At 67.9% G+C, this 17482-nt stretch carries 21 protein-coding genes; 9 read left to right on the top strand and 12 right to left on the bottom strand.

The window, feature by feature from the left end; all coding sequences use genetic code 11:
• Positions 1–28 precede the first annotated feature (28 nt).
• The gene (dapA, locus tag JZ792_RS02635; protein WP_216906452.1) at positions 29–937 is read left to right on the top strand and encodes a 4-hydroxy-tetrahydrodipicolinate synthase; all 909 of its coding nucleotides are present in this window, start codon (positions 29–31) and stop codon (positions 935–937) included.
• 53 nt (positions 938–990) lie between these two features.
• Here the strand turns inward: dapA and JZ792_RS02640 are convergent, their stop codons facing one another.
• Positions 991–1482, bottom strand: coding sequence for a MarR family winged helix-turn-helix transcriptional regulator (locus JZ792_RS02640; RefSeq protein ID WP_216906454.1), 492 nt, complete (start codon positions 1480–1482; stop codon positions 991–993).
• A gap of 179 nt (positions 1483–1661) precedes the next feature.
• Here JZ792_RS02640 and JZ792_RS02645 point away from each other — a divergent pair, with 179 nt between their 5' ends.
• Positions 1662–3104, top strand: coding sequence for an MFS transporter (locus JZ792_RS02645; protein ID WP_216906456.1), 1443 nt, complete (start codon positions 1662–1664; stop codon positions 3102–3104).
• Here the strand turns inward: JZ792_RS02645 and JZ792_RS02650 are convergent.
• The 3 genes from JZ792_RS02650 to JZ792_RS02660 all read right to left on the bottom strand — a co-directional run bounded on the left by JZ792_RS02650 (position 3101) and on the right by JZ792_RS02660 (position 6475).
• On the bottom strand, positions 3101–4411 hold the full coding sequence (locus tag JZ792_RS02650; protein ID WP_308165114.1) for a cation:proton antiporter: 1311 nt from the start codon (positions 4409–4411) through the stop codon (positions 3101–3103). The two genes, JZ792_RS02645 and JZ792_RS02650, sit on opposite strands and share 4 nt — an antisense overlap.
• Positions 4412–4498: 87 nt before the next feature.
• Entirely contained in the window at positions 4499–5746 is a 1248-nt protein-coding gene (locus JZ792_RS02655; RefSeq protein WP_438804289.1) for a cytochrome P450 family protein, read from the bottom strand.
• Positions 5747–6019: 273 nt separating this feature from the next.
• Positions 6020–6475, bottom strand: a complete 456-nt coding sequence (locus JZ792_RS02660; protein WP_216906458.1) for a PPOX class F420-dependent oxidoreductase — start codon at positions 6473–6475, stop codon at positions 6020–6022.
• Between the two features lie 190 nt (positions 6476–6665).
• Here JZ792_RS02660 and JZ792_RS02665 point away from each other — a divergent pair, with 190 nt between their 5' ends.
• On the top strand, positions 6666–7838 hold the full coding sequence (locus tag JZ792_RS02665) for a DUF3089 domain-containing protein (RefSeq protein WP_216906460.1): 1173 nt from the start codon (positions 6666–6668) through the stop codon (positions 7836–7838).
• A gap of 171 nt (positions 7839–8009) precedes the next feature.
• A complete protein-coding gene (locus JZ792_RS02670; RefSeq protein WP_216906462.1) occupies positions 8010–8408 on the top strand; it encodes a PPC domain-containing protein in 399 nt (132 codons plus the stop codon).
• Positions 8409–8426: 18 nt separating this feature from the next.
• Here the strand turns inward: JZ792_RS02670 and JZ792_RS02675 are convergent, their stop codons facing one another.
• On the bottom strand, positions 8427–8825 hold the full coding sequence (locus tag JZ792_RS02675) for a PaaI family thioesterase (RefSeq protein ID WP_216906464.1): 399 nt from the start codon (positions 8823–8825) through the stop codon (positions 8427–8429).
• A gap of 37 nt (positions 8826–8862) precedes the next feature.
• On the opposite strand from JZ792_RS02675, the gene JZ792_RS02680 reads away from it, so the two are divergent.
• The 4 genes from JZ792_RS02680 (at position 8863) to JZ792_RS02695 (ending at position 11291) form a co-directional block, all read left to right on the top strand.
• The gene (locus JZ792_RS02680; protein ID WP_216906466.1) at positions 8863–9132 is read left to right on the top strand and encodes a hypothetical protein; all 270 of its coding nucleotides are present in this window, start codon (positions 8863–8865) and stop codon (positions 9130–9132) included.
• Positions 9133–9646: 514 nt separating this feature from the next.
• Positions 9647–10021, top strand: coding sequence for a DUF2255 family protein (locus JZ792_RS02685; RefSeq protein ID WP_254189180.1), 375 nt, complete (start codon positions 9647–9649; stop codon positions 10019–10021).
• A 238-nt stretch (positions 10022–10259) separates the two neighbouring features.
• Positions 10260–10622, top strand: coding sequence for a hypothetical protein (locus tag JZ792_RS02690; RefSeq protein WP_405181149.1), 363 nt, complete (start codon positions 10260–10262; stop codon positions 10620–10622).
• Positions 10623–10970: 348 nt separating this feature from the next.
• A complete protein-coding gene (locus JZ792_RS02695; protein WP_216906471.1) occupies positions 10971–11291 on the top strand; it encodes an ArsR/SmtB family transcription factor in 321 nt (106 codons plus the stop codon).
• A 12-nt stretch (positions 11292–11303) separates the two neighbouring features.
• On the opposite strand, the gene JZ792_RS02700 is transcribed toward JZ792_RS02695, so the two are convergent.
• The 6 genes from JZ792_RS02700 to JZ792_RS02720 all read right to left on the bottom strand — a co-directional run bounded on the left by JZ792_RS02700 (position 11304) and on the right by JZ792_RS02720 (position 15858).
• A complete protein-coding gene (locus tag JZ792_RS02700; protein WP_216906473.1) occupies positions 11304–11777 on the bottom strand; it encodes an iron chaperone in 474 nt (157 codons plus the stop codon).
• Between the two features lie 142 nt (positions 11778–11919).
• Complete coding sequence (locus tag JZ792_RS02705; RefSeq protein ID WP_216906475.1) at positions 11920–12747, bottom strand: alpha/beta hydrolase; 828 nt, start codon at positions 12745–12747, stop codon at positions 11920–11922.
• 43 nt (positions 12748–12790) lie between these two features.
• Positions 12791–12916 (bottom strand): hypothetical protein, encoded by a 126-nt coding sequence (locus JZ792_RS42565; protein WP_256461337.1) that lies wholly within the window; start codon positions 12914–12916, stop codon positions 12791–12793.
• 20 nt (positions 12917–12936) lie between these two features.
• Positions 12937–13896: an AraC family transcriptional regulator gene (locus JZ792_RS02710; protein WP_216906477.1), complete on the bottom strand. Its 960-nt coding sequence runs from the start codon at positions 13894–13896 to the stop codon at positions 12937–12939.
• 67 nt (positions 13897–13963) lie between these two features.
• Positions 13964–14797, bottom strand: a complete 834-nt coding sequence (locus JZ792_RS02715; protein WP_216906479.1) for an alpha/beta hydrolase — start codon at positions 14795–14797, stop codon at positions 13964–13966.
• Between the two features lie 59 nt (positions 14798–14856).
• Positions 14857–15858, bottom strand: a complete 1002-nt coding sequence (locus JZ792_RS02720) for a helix-turn-helix domain-containing protein (RefSeq protein WP_308165115.1) — start codon at positions 15856–15858, stop codon at positions 14857–14859.
• A 377-nt stretch (positions 15859–16235) separates the two neighbouring features.
• On the opposite strand from JZ792_RS02720, the gene JZ792_RS02725 reads away from it, so the two are divergent.
• Positions 16236–16625: a hypothetical protein gene (locus JZ792_RS02725; RefSeq protein WP_216906483.1), complete on the top strand. Its 390-nt coding sequence runs from the start codon at positions 16236–16238 to the stop codon at positions 16623–16625.
• Positions 16626–16668: 43 nt separating this feature from the next.
• Here JZ792_RS02725 and JZ792_RS02730 read toward each other — a convergent pair whose 3' ends face one another.
• The gene (locus tag JZ792_RS02730) at positions 16669–17454 is read right to left on the bottom strand and encodes an IclR family transcriptional regulator (RefSeq protein ID WP_216906485.1); all 786 of its coding nucleotides are present in this window, start codon (positions 17452–17454) and stop codon (positions 16669–16671) included.
• Between the last annotated feature and the right edge of the window lie 28 nt (positions 17455–17482).

Genomic DNA, 17482 nt, shown 5'->3' on the forward strand with positions numbered 1-17482 from the left:
CATCTATCGACGGGCGCAGGATCGAGACATGACCGATCCGAACACCACCGCCGCCCGACTCTTCGGCACGAACCTCGTCGCCATGGTGACCCCGATGCGTCCCGGCGGCGGGCTCGACCGATCCGGCGTCACCGGACTCGTCGACCACCTGCTCGCCACCGGATGCGACGGCATCGTCGTCGCCGGAACCACCGGGGAGGCACCGACACTCACCGAGGCCGAATCCGCCGGTCTCGTCCGCGCCGTGGTCGCGCGATCGAAGAGTCGAGCGCGGGTGATCGCCGGAATCGGCACCTACGACACCGTCGCGAGTGTGCGCCGCGCACGCGACGGGCAGGACGCCGGTGCGGACGCGCTGCTGCTGGTCTGCCCGTACTACTCGAGGCCGACCCAGGCCGGGGTGATCGCGCACTGCGTGACCGTCGCCGATGCCACCGATCTGCCGGTGATGCTCTACGACGTACCGGCGCGTACCGGTCTCGCGATGGACGCGAGCACCCTGATCGAACTGTCCGCCCACCCCCGGATCCTGGCGGTCAAGGACGCCAAGGGCGACCTGTTCGAGGCGATGTCGGTCATGGCCTCGACGCCACTGGCGTACTACTGCGGTATCGACGAACTCGCCCTGCCCTACCTCGCGTGCGGCGCCGCCGGCCTGGTCAGCGTCGCGGGCAATATCGTCGCCGACCGCAATGGCGCGCTCATCCGCGCGGTCCGCGACGGCGATCTCGACTCGGCGCGGGCTATCCAGGCCGGGCTGATCCCGCTGGCCGATGCCCTCGTGCGCGTGTCCCCCGGGGCGGTGACGGCGAAGGCAGCCCTTGCCGAGCGCGGCATCATCGCCCATGCGACCGTGCGTCTTCCACTGCTGGAGGTACCGGTCCCGGATCTCGCGCTGCTGCGAGACGCGTTGGCAGGTACGCCGTTACCCGTGTGAGAGAAGTGGTGTGAGCGTCTCCGTGCGATCACGTGTTCGGACCGCGTGGCGGTTCAGCCCGCGGCGCCCCGGCCGAAACGGGTGGCCGACAGCGAACCGGCCGGGCGCGGCCACGGCCGCCCGTGATACCGCTCGATATCGGTGTTGAACCGCTCCAGGTAGGCACCGAAGATCGCGACATCCTCGGGAGCCCAATCGCTCAGGATGGTGTCCAGGTGCCGGATACTCTCGGCACGTTGCGCTTCCAACTGACGTTCACCGTCGGCGGTGGCGCGGAACTTGCGCGCCAATCCGCCGTCGGGATCGGCGATCCGCTCGAGCAGACCGGCTTTCATCATGGCGGCGGTCTGCCGGTTCACGGTCGAATCGTCCAGGCCGAGCGCCTCGCCGAGTTGGCCGATGGTCATCGGCCCCTCCATGTGGAGCCGGGCGAGCAGTGTGTAGACGCTGCGGTCGAGACTGCGCTCGTCACCTTTGCGGGAGGCCAGGCTGTATCGGCCGAACAGCATGGTCTCGAACTCGATCGAGTCGATGGCCTTGTCCATTGCGGTCCTTTCGACAGCTCCGCGAGACACTGCGGACAACTCCCCGACACCAGGTATACCACGCGTTATGCAGGACACATAGGCCATGCATCATGCATGACGTGTGCATCACACATAGGATATGCATAATGCATATTGGATGTACGATGCATATCGTTAGTTAACGTCAGCAAAGGGAGATGTCCGTGAGCACACCCAGCTCCACCGTCCGGCACAATGCCGTCCTGGCCGTCGTGGCGTCCGCGGGCATCGTCGCCGCGCTGATGCAGACCCTCGTCGTGCCGCTACTCGGTCAACTTCCACAGATCCTGCACAGCACCGCGTCCAACACCACCTGGGTGGTCACCGCGACGCTGCTCGTCGGCGCCGTCGTCACGCCGGTCGCCGGACGACTCGGTGACATGTACGGAAAACGCCCGGTACTGCTGGCCTCCATCGTCCCGCTCATCGTCGGATCGATCGTGTGCGCCACCGCCACCTCGGTGTTGCCGATGATCATCGGCCGCGGTCTCCAGGGCATGGGCGTCGGCATCATCCCGATCGGCATCAGCGCGATGCGCGACCTGCTGCCGCCGGAACGCCTCGGTTCGGCCATCGCCCTGATCAGCGCCAGCCTCGGAATCGGCGGCGCGCTCGGACTTCCCATCGCCGCCGCCGTCGTCGAGAACAGCGACTGGCGGATGCTGTTCTGGGGCTGCGCCGTGCTCGCCGCGATCGTCGGCGTCCTGATCTACCTCGTCATCCCCGAGATCCCCACCCAAGGCCCCGCCGGACGTTTCGACTACCTGGGCGCGATCGGACTCGGAATCGGACTCGTCTGCCTGCTGCTCGCGGTCTCCAAGGGCGCGACCTGGGGCTGGACCAGCGCCACCATCCTCGGCCTGTTCGCCGCCGCGATCGTCGCGATCCTGATCTGGGGCCGCTACGAACTGCGCACCAGCCAGCCACTGGTCGACCTGCGCGTCACCGCCCGCCCCCAGGTCCTGCTCACCAACGCGACCTCGGTGGTCGTCTCCATGGCGATGTACGCCCAGGCGCTGCTGATCCCCCAGCTGCTGCAATTGCCGAAATCCACCGGATTCGGTCTCGGGCAGTCCATGTTCGCCATGGGCCTGTGGATGGCGCCCGCCGGTCTGACGATGATGGTGATCTCCCCGTTCGGCGCGCGGCTCTCGGCCCTGCGCGGCCCCAAGTTCACCCTCGCCGCCGGCTGCGCCATCATCGCCGCGGGCTATGCCGCCTCGCTGATTCTGATGGGTTCCACCTGGGGGATCCTCGCGGCGACCGTCATCATCAACACCGGCGTCGGCTTCGCCTACGGCGCGATGCCCGCGCTGATCATGGGTGCGGTCCCGGTTTCCGAGACCGCCGCGGCCAACAGCTTCAACACCCTGATGCGGGCCATCGGCACCTCGATCTCGGCGGCCGTCGTCGGCGCGATCCTGGCGCAGATGACCCTCTCGGTCGGCGGACACATGCTCCCGACGGAGACCGGTTTCCGGGTCGGCCTGCTGATCGGCGGCGGCGTGGCGATCCTGGGCGCCGTGCTCGCGACGACCATCCCGGTCAAGCGGGTGCTGCCCGGCGTCGCGCCGCAGCCGAAGGTGGCCGCCCGGGTCTAATGCCTACCCCCGGAGTCCGCCGCACGCGATTCGTCGCGTGCGGCGGTTTCGTCTTCTCCGGCGGCGGATTCGGCCGACGCCCGCTCTGATTCCTCGTCGCCGTGTTCGTCGTCCCCGAATTCGTCGGCGAGCCGCTCGGGCACACCGATGACGCGCAACGCGGGCGCGGTCATCGCCGTCGTCACCAGCGCCATCACCACCAGCAGCGAATACAGTTGCGGCCCGATGATTCCGATTCCGAGCCCGACATTCAGGATCACCAGTTCGGTCAGACCCCGGGTGTTCAGCAACGCGGCGAGCGCGGCGGCCGGGCGCGGACGCAGCCCGGTCGCCCGTCCCGCCAGGTAGACGCCGAGCAGTTTCCCCGCGACGGCCACCACCACGATGACGGTCAATTCGCCGACCGCGGTCCGGTCCAGCGATCCGAGATCGACGGCCAGACCCGACACCACGAAGAATCCGGGCAGCAGCACCGAACTCAGGACCCGCGCGCCCGATTCCACACTCGTCCTGCGGGTGCGCGGGAATACGACACCGAAGGCGAACGCGCCGAATATCAGGTGCAGCCCGATCCATTCGGTGACCGCGCCGAGGAGCAGCGCCCCACCGACACCGACCACGATCATCGTCTGCTCGGTGCCCACCTCGGCCAGTCGCGCGAGGGCGGGTCGCACCACCCACCAGGTCACGGCGACCAGGGGTATCAACAGGAACAGTCGCCACTGGGTCCCCGCCGCCGGGTGCGCGACGGCGAGCACCACGGCGAGCGCCGACCAGGCCAGGATGTCGACCAGCGCGGCGCACGCCAGGCTGAGCTGGCCGAGCCTGGTGCGAATCAGCCCACGATCGTGCAGGATTCGCACGAGTACCGGAAAGGCCGTGACCGCGAGCGCGCAGCCGACGAAGAGGGCGAAATTCAACCGGTCGCCGGTGGCGTGGCGCGACAGCGCGATCGCGGCGACACCGCATCCGAGGACGAACGGGAACAGATAGGCGGCGGCCGACACCACCGAGATCGAGCGCCGCGCGCCCGCGAACATGCCACGATCGAGTTCGAGTCCGGCCACGAACATGAACACGGCGACACCGACATTGGCGAGCAGACTCAGATAGGGACGGATCTCGGGCGGGAACAACGCGGACGAGAGATCGGCGCCGAGGACGGTGGGGCCGACCAGGATTCCCGCCGTGATCTCCCCGATGACGGCGGGCTGGCCGACCTTCTCGGCGAGCCACCCCAGAACCCGCGCCACCGCCATGATGACGACGAGATCCAGGAATACCGTCACGATCTGACTACTGTGCACGCTTCCATCCTCGCGACATCCCGCCCGGCGACGCGACTCTCGGTCCGTATCCGTCGGCGGGATCACATCGCCGAGGGATACGAACGGTCACACGGCGAGCGGTGGGGCGGGCGGGAAGGTGACGGGCAACTCGGTCAGAGCACGATGGAACGGGCCGGGCCGCCACGCGGGGCCCCCGTCGGTCAGGTCGATCCTGATCTCGGGCAGGACGTCGAGCAGTTGATCGATCGCGCATTCGGCGATCAGATACGCCAGCGATTGCGCCGGGCAGGCGTGCGGGCCGACACCCCACGCGAGATGGGCGCGATTGCCGGTGAGTTCGGTGCTGCGGACTTCGGGATCGTTGTTGCACGCGGCCATGCTGATCACCACCGGCTGGTGCGCGGGCAGCCAGACGTCGTCGATGACGATCGGCTGGCGCGGGTAGGTCACCAGCAGATTCGCCACCGGCGGATCGTTGAACAGCACCTCGTCGAGTGCGTCGCGCGAGGACAGATTCCCGCCGAGGACGTTGTCGCCGAAGCGGACGTCGGAGACGATCAACAACAGGGTGTTGACGATCAGGTTGAGCTGGAATTCGATGCCGCCCCCGTAGATCTGCGACACGTGGTGCGACGCCTCGATGTCGTCGAGGCCGGAGGGATGTCGCAGCAATGTCGACGGGATGTCGCGACCGGGTTCGGCCCGTTTGAGCGTCACCAGATTCATCAGCGCCTCGCCGAGCAGCCGATTTCCCGTCTCGGCGTCCCCACCGTCGATGAGCGCGCTCGTCGCCGCCGCGACCTGGTCGTAGATCTCGGGCGGGCATCCGAGCATATGGTTGATGACATCGAACACCAGGGGGAACGCGTACTGCCGGATCAGATCGGCACGCCCGTCCGCGCAGAACGAATTGATCAACTCGACGGCGTGTTTCTCCACGACGCCGCGCAGCGAGAACAGGTCGACCGAGTCGATACCGGCCGTGATCGCCTGGCGATAGCGGGTGAATTCCGCGCCCGAGCATCTGCTCGCCATCGGCCGCCATTCGAGCAGCGGCAGGACGGGGCAATCCGACGGCACGCTCTGCTGCCAGGTTCTGGGGTCCGCGGGAAAACGTTCCGGGTCGTTGAGGATCCGCACCGCGGTCCGGTAGGCGATCACCAGGGTGGCCGGTACGCCGGGCGCGAGTTCCACGGGGGCCAAACTGCCGTAGCGACCGCGCATCTCGCGATAGTATCGGTGCGGATCGGCGGCGAATTCCGTTGTGTGCAGCGGGATCCGGTGTTCGTCTGCCGGAATCGGCGAGTGGTGGACGACCGGGCACGACATCTCCCGGGACTGCTGCGTACTCAAGTGAGAAACCTCCCCAATGTGTTCGTGTGCACTACAGGTTTGGTGAATCGCCGACACTCCGCGCGCTGACGCCGCGACGGAGCGCGTTGCCGGGTCTACGCAGGACCCCGGTAGATGGTACGACACGGTGAGGTAACAGGCGGACCCGCGAAAACGGGCTGGGCGGAATGTTTTTCGCGCTCCCCGCGCGCGCGGAACTCGTTCCCGGCCGACGCCGCTCGGGCCGAACCCGGTCGCGGCGCGAGCTTTTCGAGGTGCTCGAAGGCCGTCCGCCTACCGCTCGGGCGGGAAACCGCCGGTGGCGATCGGACCCCAGCGTTCGATGTGCACGCGGATCAGCGATTTGTTCTGCCGGACCATGGCCTCCCGGTATTCGGCCCAGTCCGGGTGCTCGCCGGAGATGCAGCGGAAGTAGTCGACCAGTCCGTCCAGGGCCTCCGGCATGTCGAGCACCTCGGCGCGTCCGTCGACCTGCACGTAGGCGTCGTTCCATTCGTCGGACAGCACGCACAGCGAGACCCGGGGATCGCGGCGGGCATTGCTGGTCTTGGCCCGGGTCGGATAGGTCGCGATCACCAGACGGCCGTCCGAGTCGACGCCGCAGGTGACCGGCGAGAGCTGGGGACTGCCGTCGGCGCGTCTCGTCTCCAGTACGGCACGGTGACGCGGGCGCAGGAATTCGAGCAGTTCGGCTCGTCGGACGACGTCGGCGGTGGCGATACGTGGCATGACCCCGATACTCGCACGCGAGCGTCGGCCGAGTCTCCGACGCACCCGCGACCCCCGCCCCGAAGACCTCGGTTCGGTCCCGGGAACGGGAGAACCGGACGGCTACGATGGCCCGACCCGGATCTCCCCCGCGCGGTGCCGCAGATCCACGGCGGCCGATGGCGGGACCGACACTGTGAAGGCGGAGGCGATGCGCGATAGTCGATGGTGGCGTGCGGTTGCGGCCGTGGTCTGCGGCATCGGTGTCATTCCCTGGGTGCCGGTCGGCGCGGGCGCCGCACCCGACGAGGGCGTCGTGTGGTTGTGCCGTCCCGGCCTGACCGACGACCCGTGTGCCGCGAGCACCGCGACGACCGTGCGGCGAGCGGGACAACCGGACCTGCGCGAGGAGGCGCCCGCGCCCGCCGATCCCGGCGTCGACTGTTTCTACGTGTACCCCACGGTGTCGTTGCAGTCGACGCCCAACGCCGACACCACCGTGACACCCGAACTGCGCACCGTCGCCGCCCAGCAGGCGGCGCGCTTCTCCCAGGTGTGCGAGGTGTACGCGCCGGTGTACCGCCAGCGCACCCTCGGCGCGCTCGCCGACGAAGACGATTACACCGCCGAACAGCGCGCCGAACTGTCACGCATCGCGTACACGGACGTGCGACGCGCCTGGCAGCAGTTCCTCGCCGAACACGATCCGTCGCGACCGGTGGTGCTGATCGGTCATTCGCAGGGCACCCGCATGTTGCGACAGCTGATCCGCGAGGAGATCGACCCGCGGCCCGAGATACGCGATCGAATCCTGTCCGCGATCCTGCTCGGCGGAAATACGGTGGTGCGCAAGAACAGCGATGTCGGCGGCGACTTCCAGCACCTGTCGCTGTGCCGCAGCGAGGCTCAGACCGGGTGCGTGCTCGCCTGGCAGACCTTCGACGAAATACCGCCGCCGGACAGCAGATTCGGCCGCAACCCGGTGACACCGGAGGCGACGCCGCAGCCGTACGGGCCGGATTACGAACTCGCCTGCACCAATCCGGCCTCGCTGGAACTCAACGAATCACGCACCGCGGCAACCATATTGCGCGCCCAGCCGGTGCCGAGCCCGATGGGCGTCGAACTCGCGCTTGCGCTCGGTCCGGGCGCGATCGCCGCGCCGACACCGTGGTTGGTCCCCGCGCAGACCTACCGGGTGCGGTGTATCCACCAGGACGGCGCGACCGCGCTCATGGCGACCGCGGAGCCGGGTAGCCCGAATCTGCCCGCCGTTCCCGACGCGGACTGGGGCCTGCATCTGGCCGACGTCGAGATGGCACTGGGCGATCTGGTGCGCATCGTGGCGGCACAGACCGTCGCCTATCGCGCCGCCAATCCCTGACGCGGAGTGTCCGACGAAGTGGCGCGCCCGACTCGATCCGCGAACGTGCGCCGGGTGCCGGACCAGCACGTTAACCGGCCTTTCAGGTATCGGCAAGTCGCGGTTGCCAGAGTCGGTGGCATCGCATTCCACCGGCGACATCCACCTCGCCCCCACGACAGGACACCGACCATGGCCTCCAACATCCGCACCGTGCGCGCCGCCTCCGCGATCGCGCTCGCCACCGTCGCGACCACCGTCGCCGTCGCTTTCGCTGGCACCGCGCACGCGGGGGTCTACACCGAGGTCGAATTCGCGCCGGGTACCAGCGCGGCGGTCGTCGACGGAGCGGTGGTGCGCGGCGATGCCGACAGCTATTTCTTCGAGGCGCGCCGCGGACAGGTACTCGACAGCACCCTGACCTCGGTGGAGGGGAACGCGAATCTCAGCATCTCCGGCCCCGACGGACCCGTGATCGTCGTCTCCGACGCCTGGACCCGGATCGTGCTGCCGTCGGACGGCTTCTACCGGGTGACCGTCGCACCGACGCGCGGCAATGCCACCTACACGCTGTACGTGGAAATCGTCTGAAAACGGCGTCCGCGCCGGTCAGGACTGTGTGACCGCGAGCAGTTGGGTGGTACGCGCGCAGTGGCGGCCCTGCGCGTCGTGCACATCGACCTCCACGCAGATCAGCGCCCGGCCGACCCGGACCGGTCGGGCCACGGCGGTGGCCGAATCACCCCGCAGCGGGGCGAGGAAGTAGGTCGACGATTCCGCGGTGGTGGTGACCTGTCCGGGTTCGACCTGGGCGGCCGCGCACAGCGCCGCGGCGATATCGCACAGACTCATGAGCGCGCCGCCGTGCATACCGCCGCCCATCGTGCCCAATTGCTCCCGATGGGCCAGCCGCACCCGCACCGATTCGGCGCTCGCCTCCTCGATCCGGACACCGAGGGTTTCCGCGAAAGGGGCGACGGCGTAGAGGAGTTCGTCGTTCAGCTGCATCACGTCATCATGGCAGCGTTATCGCGCGGACCGGACCGTGCGGGTCGAGTTCGCGTCGATGGACTTCTCGGCATCCGCGAACGATCCGCGGTGCGCCGGAGAAGGTCAGAGGCAGACGCTGATGCTGAACGGGGGGATCGGGATGTTCAGGCAGAGCGCGACCGAGCCGATGGGTGTGGCGGACGGTTCCGCTGTGGCGGGTGCGGCGGAGGCGGCGGGAGCGGCGATCGCACCGATGGACAGCGCGATGGCGGTGACGGCAAACGCTTGTGTGGCTTTGTTGATCATGATCACGTTCCTCGGCTGAGCGGTATGGCGACTGGCGAGCCAGTGTTGACCCGCCTGACATCATGCGCCGATGCCATGCCACGGGCAAGTGGCAATGACCCGGTCGGGTCGCGTGTTTCGCCGATCCGAGGGCGTAAAAGCCCGTGTGCCAGGAAAATACGTGAAACCACCGCCGCCGATACTCGCGCGGATCGAGGGGCGCGGAGCCGCCTATTCGAGCGTGCGGGCCGAGAATTCGCCGGTCCGGCTCGACGGCGGCAGCCCGGGTGGCCGGCAACTCGAGTCCGTCGGCCGCGCGTTCGGTCTCGTCGAGTTGCAGGGCGCATGTCATCCACGGCATGAGCGCGCCCGCGGGCCCGGGGAGGTACCGCGGGTACCTGGACCAGCGGTCACTGCCGGAGCGCCGGTCGCGCGGATGTCATAGACGGGTGTGCGAATCACGCCACATCAGCGAACTGTCGGCAAATATCATGGGGTATCCGACGGTGGACTCGGGCGCCGCGACCGGAGCCCGTCAATCGAAAGGGGATGTCATGAGCACTTGGACCAATGACCAACTGGAGACGATCGAACGGGTCGACGAGATCGAGATCGCCGCGCGGCGCACCGACGGAACACTGAACAAGCCACGGGTCATCTGGGCGGTGCGCGACGGCGACGACGTCTACATCCGGTCGGTGAACGGATCGAGCGCCGCCTGGTACCGCGCCACCCGCGGCCGCCACGAGGGCCATCTGAAGGCGGCGGGTGTCGATGCCGACGTCACGTTCACCGATGTCGGCGCCGCGGTCAAGGACCGTGTCGATGCCGCCTACCGCGACAAGTACCGCCGCTACGCCGCCTCGATCGTCGATTCGATCAACAGCCCCGGCGCGGCCGAGACCACGATGCGCGTCGTTCCGCGTTAGACGACGGAGTCACACTGGCCGTTCAGCGGGCTTGACGCCCCGCCGACGAGGCGGCGGCACCCGGCGATACGTCCGATCGCGCCGGGACCTGTGACGACGCCGATCTGATTGCACAACTTGCCAATTGCATACCTTGCGGAATTCTTCATCGATCCCCCCTTATCTCGCCCCTTTCTCGGTAGCGTCGGCCCGCACGAAGCCGTTCGTACCGTGGGAGAAGGGAAAGACCTTGGCGGACATGGAAGTTGCGTTGAAGGACATGATGATGCTGGACGGTGCCATCGGGGCCGCCGTCGTCGACTACGGCAGTGGCATGCCGCTCGGGGTGCTCGGCGGATCGAAGTCTTTCGACCTCGAGGTCGCGTCGGCGGGCAATACCGAGGTGATCCGCGCGAAGATGCGCACCATCGAGCAGTTGGGGCTGAGCGAGGAGATCGATGATGTGCTCATCACCCTCGCGACCCAATACCATCTGATCCGGCCGACGCGCAGCCGCCGGGCCAAGGGCCTTTTCCTCTACCTCGCACTCGACCGGTCGCGCGGCAATCTGGCGATGGCGCGGCACCGGCTCAAAGATATCGAGGCAGAACTCGAAATCTGAATCTCTTGACCGGTCGGTATGATTCTTTCGGCACGTGATCCGCGCACCGGAAGAATCATCTCGAGCCCGACATTCGTTGTCGCACCGGAGCATCGGAATCCCCACCGGGATCGATATGCCCGGTGGTAACCTCCATCAGCGCTCGGCCGTTCGTCGGTGTACCGGATCCGATTCGGAGATCCACCCGGCGAACAACCGTCGCATCCGCGAATCCCCACGGAACGAGCCGTGCCGCGGGTCTGTCGGCGCCGACGGACAGTCGAGTCATCGGGATCGGAAAGATATTTGGTTACGCCGTGTGCGGGGTCGGAGGTTTTCGTGGGTGGTGCGCGACAGCCGCTGTACCGAATGAAAGCGGATTTCTTCAAAACACTCGGACATCCGGTGCGAATACGGGTTCTGGAATTGCTGAGCGAACGCGACCACGCGGTGTCCGAAATGCTGCCCGAGGTCGGAATAGAGCCCGCGAACTTATCGCAGCAACTGGCCGTACTGCGGCGCACCGGACTGGTCACCGCGCGACGGGAGGGCCTGTCGGTGACCTACGCCCTGACCTCGCCGCAGGTGGCCGAACTGCTGCGCGTGGCACGTGCGATCCTGACCAATGTCGTTGCCGGACAAGCGGAATTGCTCGAGGAGCCCGTGCTGGTCCAGGACTCGGCGCGCTGAACGGACCCGAACTCAGCCCGCCGCCTTCCGCACCAGCTCGGTGATCCTGGCCTCGACGGCCGGGGTGAGTTTCGTCAGGGCGAAGGCGGTGGGCCACATGGTGCCGTCGTCGAGGGCGGCGATGTCGTTGAAACCGAGAGTGGCGTATCGCGCCTTGAATTTCTCGGCGCTCTGGAAGAACAGGACGACCTTGCCGTCCCTGGCATAGGCGGGCATGCCGTACCAGAGTTTCGGTGTGAGTTCGGGAGCGCCCGCGCCGACGATGGCGTGGATTCTCTCGGCCATGACGCGGTCGGGGGCCGCCATCTCGGCGATCTTGGCGACCACGTCGGCTTCGCCGTTGGCCTTGGACGCGCGCGAGCCGCGGCGCGCCGCCGTCTTCAGCTCCTGCGCGTGCTCCTTCATCGCGGCCTTCTCCTCGTCGGAGAACCCGACCGAGGACTTCTTCCGCGCGGCTGCCCGGGTGGTCTTCTGTGCTTCGGCCATTGCCGTTTCCTTCCCTACCGGGATCGATGTGAACGACTCTCATCGTAGGAAACCGGGGAGACCGCGGGCTTCTTCGAAACTGATCAATCCGGCATCGGCTCGGTCGGGTACCGGACACCTTCGGGTCCGGTACCCGCCGGGGTCAGGAGGTCGCGGTGATGGCGGCGCGCACCACGTCGGCGACCCGGCCCGGTTGCGACACCAGCGACACGTGGGAGGCGTCGACCTCGCTGGTGCGGCCGGGTGCGGCGCGCCCGGCCATCATCTTCTGGAGTGCGGGCGGGATCACCCGGTCCTGCTGGGAGATCAGGTACCAGCTCGGGGTGTCGGCCCAGGACGGTGCGCCGCTCGGCTCGAGATTGGCCGCCAGCGCGGCCGATTTCTGGTGGGCGTACATATCGGCGGCCACCGCCGCCGACACATCCTGGCAGAACACCTCGTGGAAGTACTCCTCGGCGATGTAGCCGTCGACATCGGCGCCCACCGGGCTCGCCCCGTCCGGGACGGAGGTGAGCTGCAACGCGGGGGGAAGCAACCGGCTGCCCGGATAGGTGACCGGGTTCAGCAGACCCTGGACGAATTCGCCCTCCGCGGGCGCGAACGCGGCGATGTAGACATTGGCCCGCACGTCGGAATCATGGGTGTTGGTGATCACCGCACCACCGTAGGAATGGCCGACCAGCACGATCGGGCCCTTGATATCCGCCAGGAATTCGGTGAGCCGGGCCGCGTCGCCCGCCGGACTGCGCAGCGGGTTGTCGAAGGTGCGGACCGGGTAGCCGCTCGCGGACAACTGCGCGGCCACATCGGTCCAGCCGCTGGCATCGGCGAAGGCGCCGTGCACCAGGACGACCGTCGGTACCGGAGCCGCGTTCGCGGGTGCCGCGGCGAGTCCGGCGAGCGTCAGGACGGAAGCGACCAGGGTCGCGGCCGTGCGAAGTCGGCGGCGAGCCGTTCTTCGGGAGTTCATGGATCCTCCGTGGTTCGAGTGTGTGAGAGCCCTCGCGCCGACTCTAGGAATGCGAGCCCGCGTCGAACTGGCTACGCGGGCACGGTTCTTTGCTCAGCGCGCCGAAGCGGCTGGTGCTCAGCGCGCCGAGATGGCTGCTGCTCAGTGCGCCGAGACGGCGGCTACTCATCTCGCCGAGACGGCAGCTACTCATCTCGCCGAGACGGCGGTGATCTCCGCGTTGCGCCACTCGGAGGGCGTGGCGGAGTACGCGGCACGGAAACGGTGCGTGAAATGCGTGGCGTCGTTGAACCCGTGCCTGCGTGCCACCGCGGCGATGGTGAGGTGGCGGTGGGTGCGTAGGGTGACGCGCGCGCGTTCGAGCCTTCGGCCGATCACGAAGTCGGACAGTCCGATTCCGGTGCGCGACCACACCTTGTAGAGCTGGCGCGTGGAGACGCTGTGCGCGGCGGCGATGCTGTCGGCGCACAGGGCCGGATCGTCGAGATTGTCCTCGACGTAGCGGCGGATCCGCGCGATCATGTCCGGTTCGGGGTCGCTTTCGGCCGTCTCGGCGGCGTTCAGGAGCAGTGCCCGGATCAGGTCGATCGTGGTGGTGTTCAGTTCGGGCAGCATCTCCGCGCTGGTGCTCGCCACGGTGGCGAGTTGCGGCAGAAAGGTACGGACGATGTCGTACAGGGCGTTGTCCGGCCGTAGCCCACGGACCGCCCTGGCCGTTACCCGGTCCGAGAGCATGAGACGCGCGCGGTCGAAATGCACGACCAGCACCGTCCCGGTGCCGCCGCGACGGAAATCGAACGGGGTCGCGTGATCGACGGCGATCAGCGTCGGCTCGCCGGGAATCGGGCCGATCACCGTGCCGTGATGGGTGAGGGTCCAGTCGCCGGGCGAGAGCACAGCGACCGCCATGCGCGCGACCGGCGCCGCCCCGGCCCGCACCGCCGTGCGGGCGGCGGCGATACCGGTGCTCTCCAGTCGCATCAGCGCGGTGCCGTCACCGAGATCCCACTGATGCAGTCGAATACGCGGTGACGTCCGCGGCAGCGGGGTGACCGAGACGGTGTCGGGGAGTCCGGCCTCGCGCAGCGCCGCCCGTAGCGCGGCCGGATCGTAGGGCCGCGCTTTCGAGACATCCAGAAGTAGTGCCATCGTGCTCTCCGCCGCCGGGGTCGCGGATTTCGGAGTCTACGCGGCGGACGGCTGGAATACCGACCGCTCAGTCCCCCGCCGGTTCCCGCACGGACCGCGCGGCCTGCGCCAGCGCCCATTCCAGCGCGTAGTCGGCGACCTCCTGCCAGCCGGGTTCCGCGCAGATCCAGTGCGAACGACCCGGGAACTCGTGGTATTCGGTGACGGCCTTCGACTTGTGGTAGAGCTTCGCGTTCGACTTGTTCACCGACGGCGGCATGATGTGGTCCTCGCTACCGCCGATGAACAGCAGCGGGGCGCGGTCGTCGCGGGAGTAGTCGACCCAGGTCTCGTGATGGCCGGGCCTGAAATTCTCGAAGACACCGTAGGTCCACACCCAATTGCCCGGCGCCGGAATGTGATAGCGGTCGTGGGCCGCGCGCGAGGCGGCCTCGTCGATGGTGTTGGTGAAGGCGTAGTGGAACTCCTCGGCCGTGAAACCCACCGCCTTGTGCCGGTTCGACAAACTCTTGAGCACCGGGAAAAGCGATTTCGCCTGCGACGGCGGCGTCACCCGCACGCCTTCGGTCGGCGCGGAATCGATCGCGGCGGCCGCCACGCCCAGACCTCGGTCGACCAGCAACTGAGTGAGCGTGCCGCCGAAGGAATGCCCCATGATGATCGGCGCGGTCGGTAGCGCCTCCACCACGGCGGCGAGATGATCCACGGTTTCGGTGACGGTGAGATCGGCGATCAGCGTGGGGTTTTCGCGCAATGCCTCCACTTCGATCTCGAAGCCGGGATAGCCGGGCGTGACCACGGTGTAACCCTTGGCTCCGTAGTACTCGACCCAGTGCTCCCAGCTGCGCGGAGTCATCCACAGACCGTGGACGAGGACGATGGTGTCGGGGGCGCCGGTCATGGCGGTCTCCGTCTCTGGCGCTGTCGGCGCCGGCGTCGGGGGTGGCGGACGCCGCGAGATTAGCGCCGTACGGGACGGCCGATCTGGCTCTGGTCGCACGGTTGTTTGCTCTCGGCGCCGACCGCCCGCTCCTGCTGCGCGATCCGGCGCCATTCCCTCGGCGACAGGCCGAACATGTCGCGGAACCGGCGACTGAAATGCGCGTTGTTGACGAAACCCCAGCGGCGCGCCACCGCCGCGACGGGCGACTCGGCGTCGCGGGCGAGTTCCTCGCGCGCGCCGATGAGGCGTTCGGCGATGATCCACTGTTCCAGACTGAATCCGGCCTCGGCGCAGAGCCGGAACAGGCGACGGGTGGAGATGTCGTGTACCCGGGCGATCCGCGCCGGGGTGAGTTCGGGATCGTTGAGATGTCTGCGCACATAGGCGCGAACCCGTGGCAGCAGCACTTCGGCCATCAGGCCGCGCGCGTAGTCGATGTCGTAGGCCGAAGCCAGCAGCGCCCTGGTGAGTTCGATACCGGTGTCGCCGAGCGCCGCGGCGCTCGGATCCGCCGATAGCCGCTCGGCCTGTCGCGTGAGTTCGCCGATATGGGCGGTGACCAGGGTGTGCAGCGGGCTTGCCGCCAGCCGCGTCGCCGCCTCGCGGACCACCTCGTGCGGCAGGCCGACGGCTTCGATGGGCACGTGCAGGCAGGTCGACGCCCCGAATCCGGGCAGCCGGTAGTCGTAGGGCGTGTTGAGGTCGACCACGAACAGATCGCCCGCGGGCAATACCTGTTGCACACCGAACTGCTCGTTGTATCCGACGCTGCTCAGTTGCACCGCGATGGCGAGCACCTCGGCCGGTCCGGCCTTCACCTGACGCGGCGAGCGCAGCAGTCGATACCCGGTCATATCGCTGCGGAAGACGCTGGCCTCGCCGTAGGACCAGACTTCCATCAGACAGTCGATCTTGTCCGGATCCTGCAACACCACCCGGGACGGCACCGACTGTTCCTGCATGGCCACCCGCGTCGCGTCCGCGCGCTCGTGCGGCGCGTAGTCCGCGGACCGGAACACCACTACCACCTCGCCACCTCCCGTGGAGCCGTCACCGCGACCCCTTCACTCGAAACCGGTCAGTCGTTCAAGTTAGTGCGAAACCGGGGCCGGGGCAGCGCGTGTGCACTGTCGGCACACAACGGTGCACTCGCAAGCAGATTCGGCGGCTCCCGGTTGCGCAGCGCCAGGTGAACGCGGGGATGGGTCGAACCAGCGTCGACACAAGAAAACAATGATGTTCGCATGTAATGTCCGGCAGAAACAATCGGTCGCCCGACCGACTACACCGCAGGTGGGATGAATGTCTAGGGTGGGTGGATGAGACAGTCACATGTGCTCTACCGTCGGTCCGCGCCGTCGGCGCCGGCCGGGGACCACCGGTGACACCGCCACCCATGACCGTCCGAGTAGCCGAAGAGCGCTTCCCCGAACTCGTCCTCGCCATTCACGACGCGCGCGACTCCCATCGGAAATGGCTGTACCGCAATATCATCGACATCTCGGCCGTGCGCATCGACGACGCCGACCCGCACGTGCTCCATCGCGCGCACGATCTCGCGAACCCGCCCGTGACCGCGGTGACGGTGACCAGGGGCGACACCGCCGTCGATATCACCTTCCATCTCGACGCCGGCGACGCGCTCGCCCTCTTCCACCCCTCGGCCATGCTCGGATTCGCCGCGGACCCGGACGAACTGACCGCCTGGATCGGTCACCTCGCCACGGTGACCGCCGAAACCCTCGCCGCGACCGGCATCCCGGCCGTGCTCGATATTCCGCGCTGACCCACGTCCGTGGCAGGAATGCCCGCCCGTTCCGGACGAGCGCTCACGTGTCGCCCACCGGATGGCGCTGCCGCAACGCGCGGGTCAGGCGGTGCGCCTCCCGCAACAGCAACTCACCGAGGTGCGAGCGGCGGTCGACGCCGAAACGGCTCTCGACCCCGGTGACGCTCAGCGCCCACGCCGGTTCGTCGCGGTCGTCGAACACGGCGGCACCCATGCCCCAACTGCCCTCGACCAGCAGTCCCGGGTTCAGCGAGTAGCCGGTCTCCCTGGTGCGCACCAGTCGCTCGGTCACCGCGTCCCGGGCGTGGCGCTCACCCCACTCCTCGGTGAGATCGACCCGGTCGAGGTAGTCCGCGACATCGTGCGGCGCCAGATGCGCGAGGATGACCAGCCCGGCCGACGCCACACCCAGCGGCAGCCGGATGCCGATGTGCAGGACATGCGAACGCAACGGGAAACTTCCCTCTTCGGCTGCCACACAGACGGTTTCGTCGCCGCGACGCACCGACAGAAAGGTGCTCTCCCCCGTCGTGCGTGCCAGATCCCGCAATACCGGCCGCGCGATGTCGACGATGTCGTAGCGGCTCGCGGCCAGCGAACCGAGTAGATACAACTCCGGGCCGATCGACCACCTGCCGGATCGGTGGTCGCGGTCGGCGAGCCCTTCGTCGGCCAGGGTCGTCAGCAGGCGGTGTACCGTCGGACGGGCCAGTCCGGTGGCGCTCGCGAGTTCCGAGGTCGTCGCGCCCGTGGGCTCGGCGGCGGCCAGCGCGCGCAACAGCGCGGTGGCCCGCCGGATCACCTGCGGCTTCTGCTGATCGTCCACCGCGCCAGCATACGTCCACTCAGTGAAC

The sequence above is a fragment of the Nocardia noduli genome, from assembly GCF_019038455.1.
GTDB classification, from domain to species: Bacteria; Actinomycetota; Actinomycetes; order Mycobacteriales; family Mycobacteriaceae; genus Nocardia; species Nocardia noduli.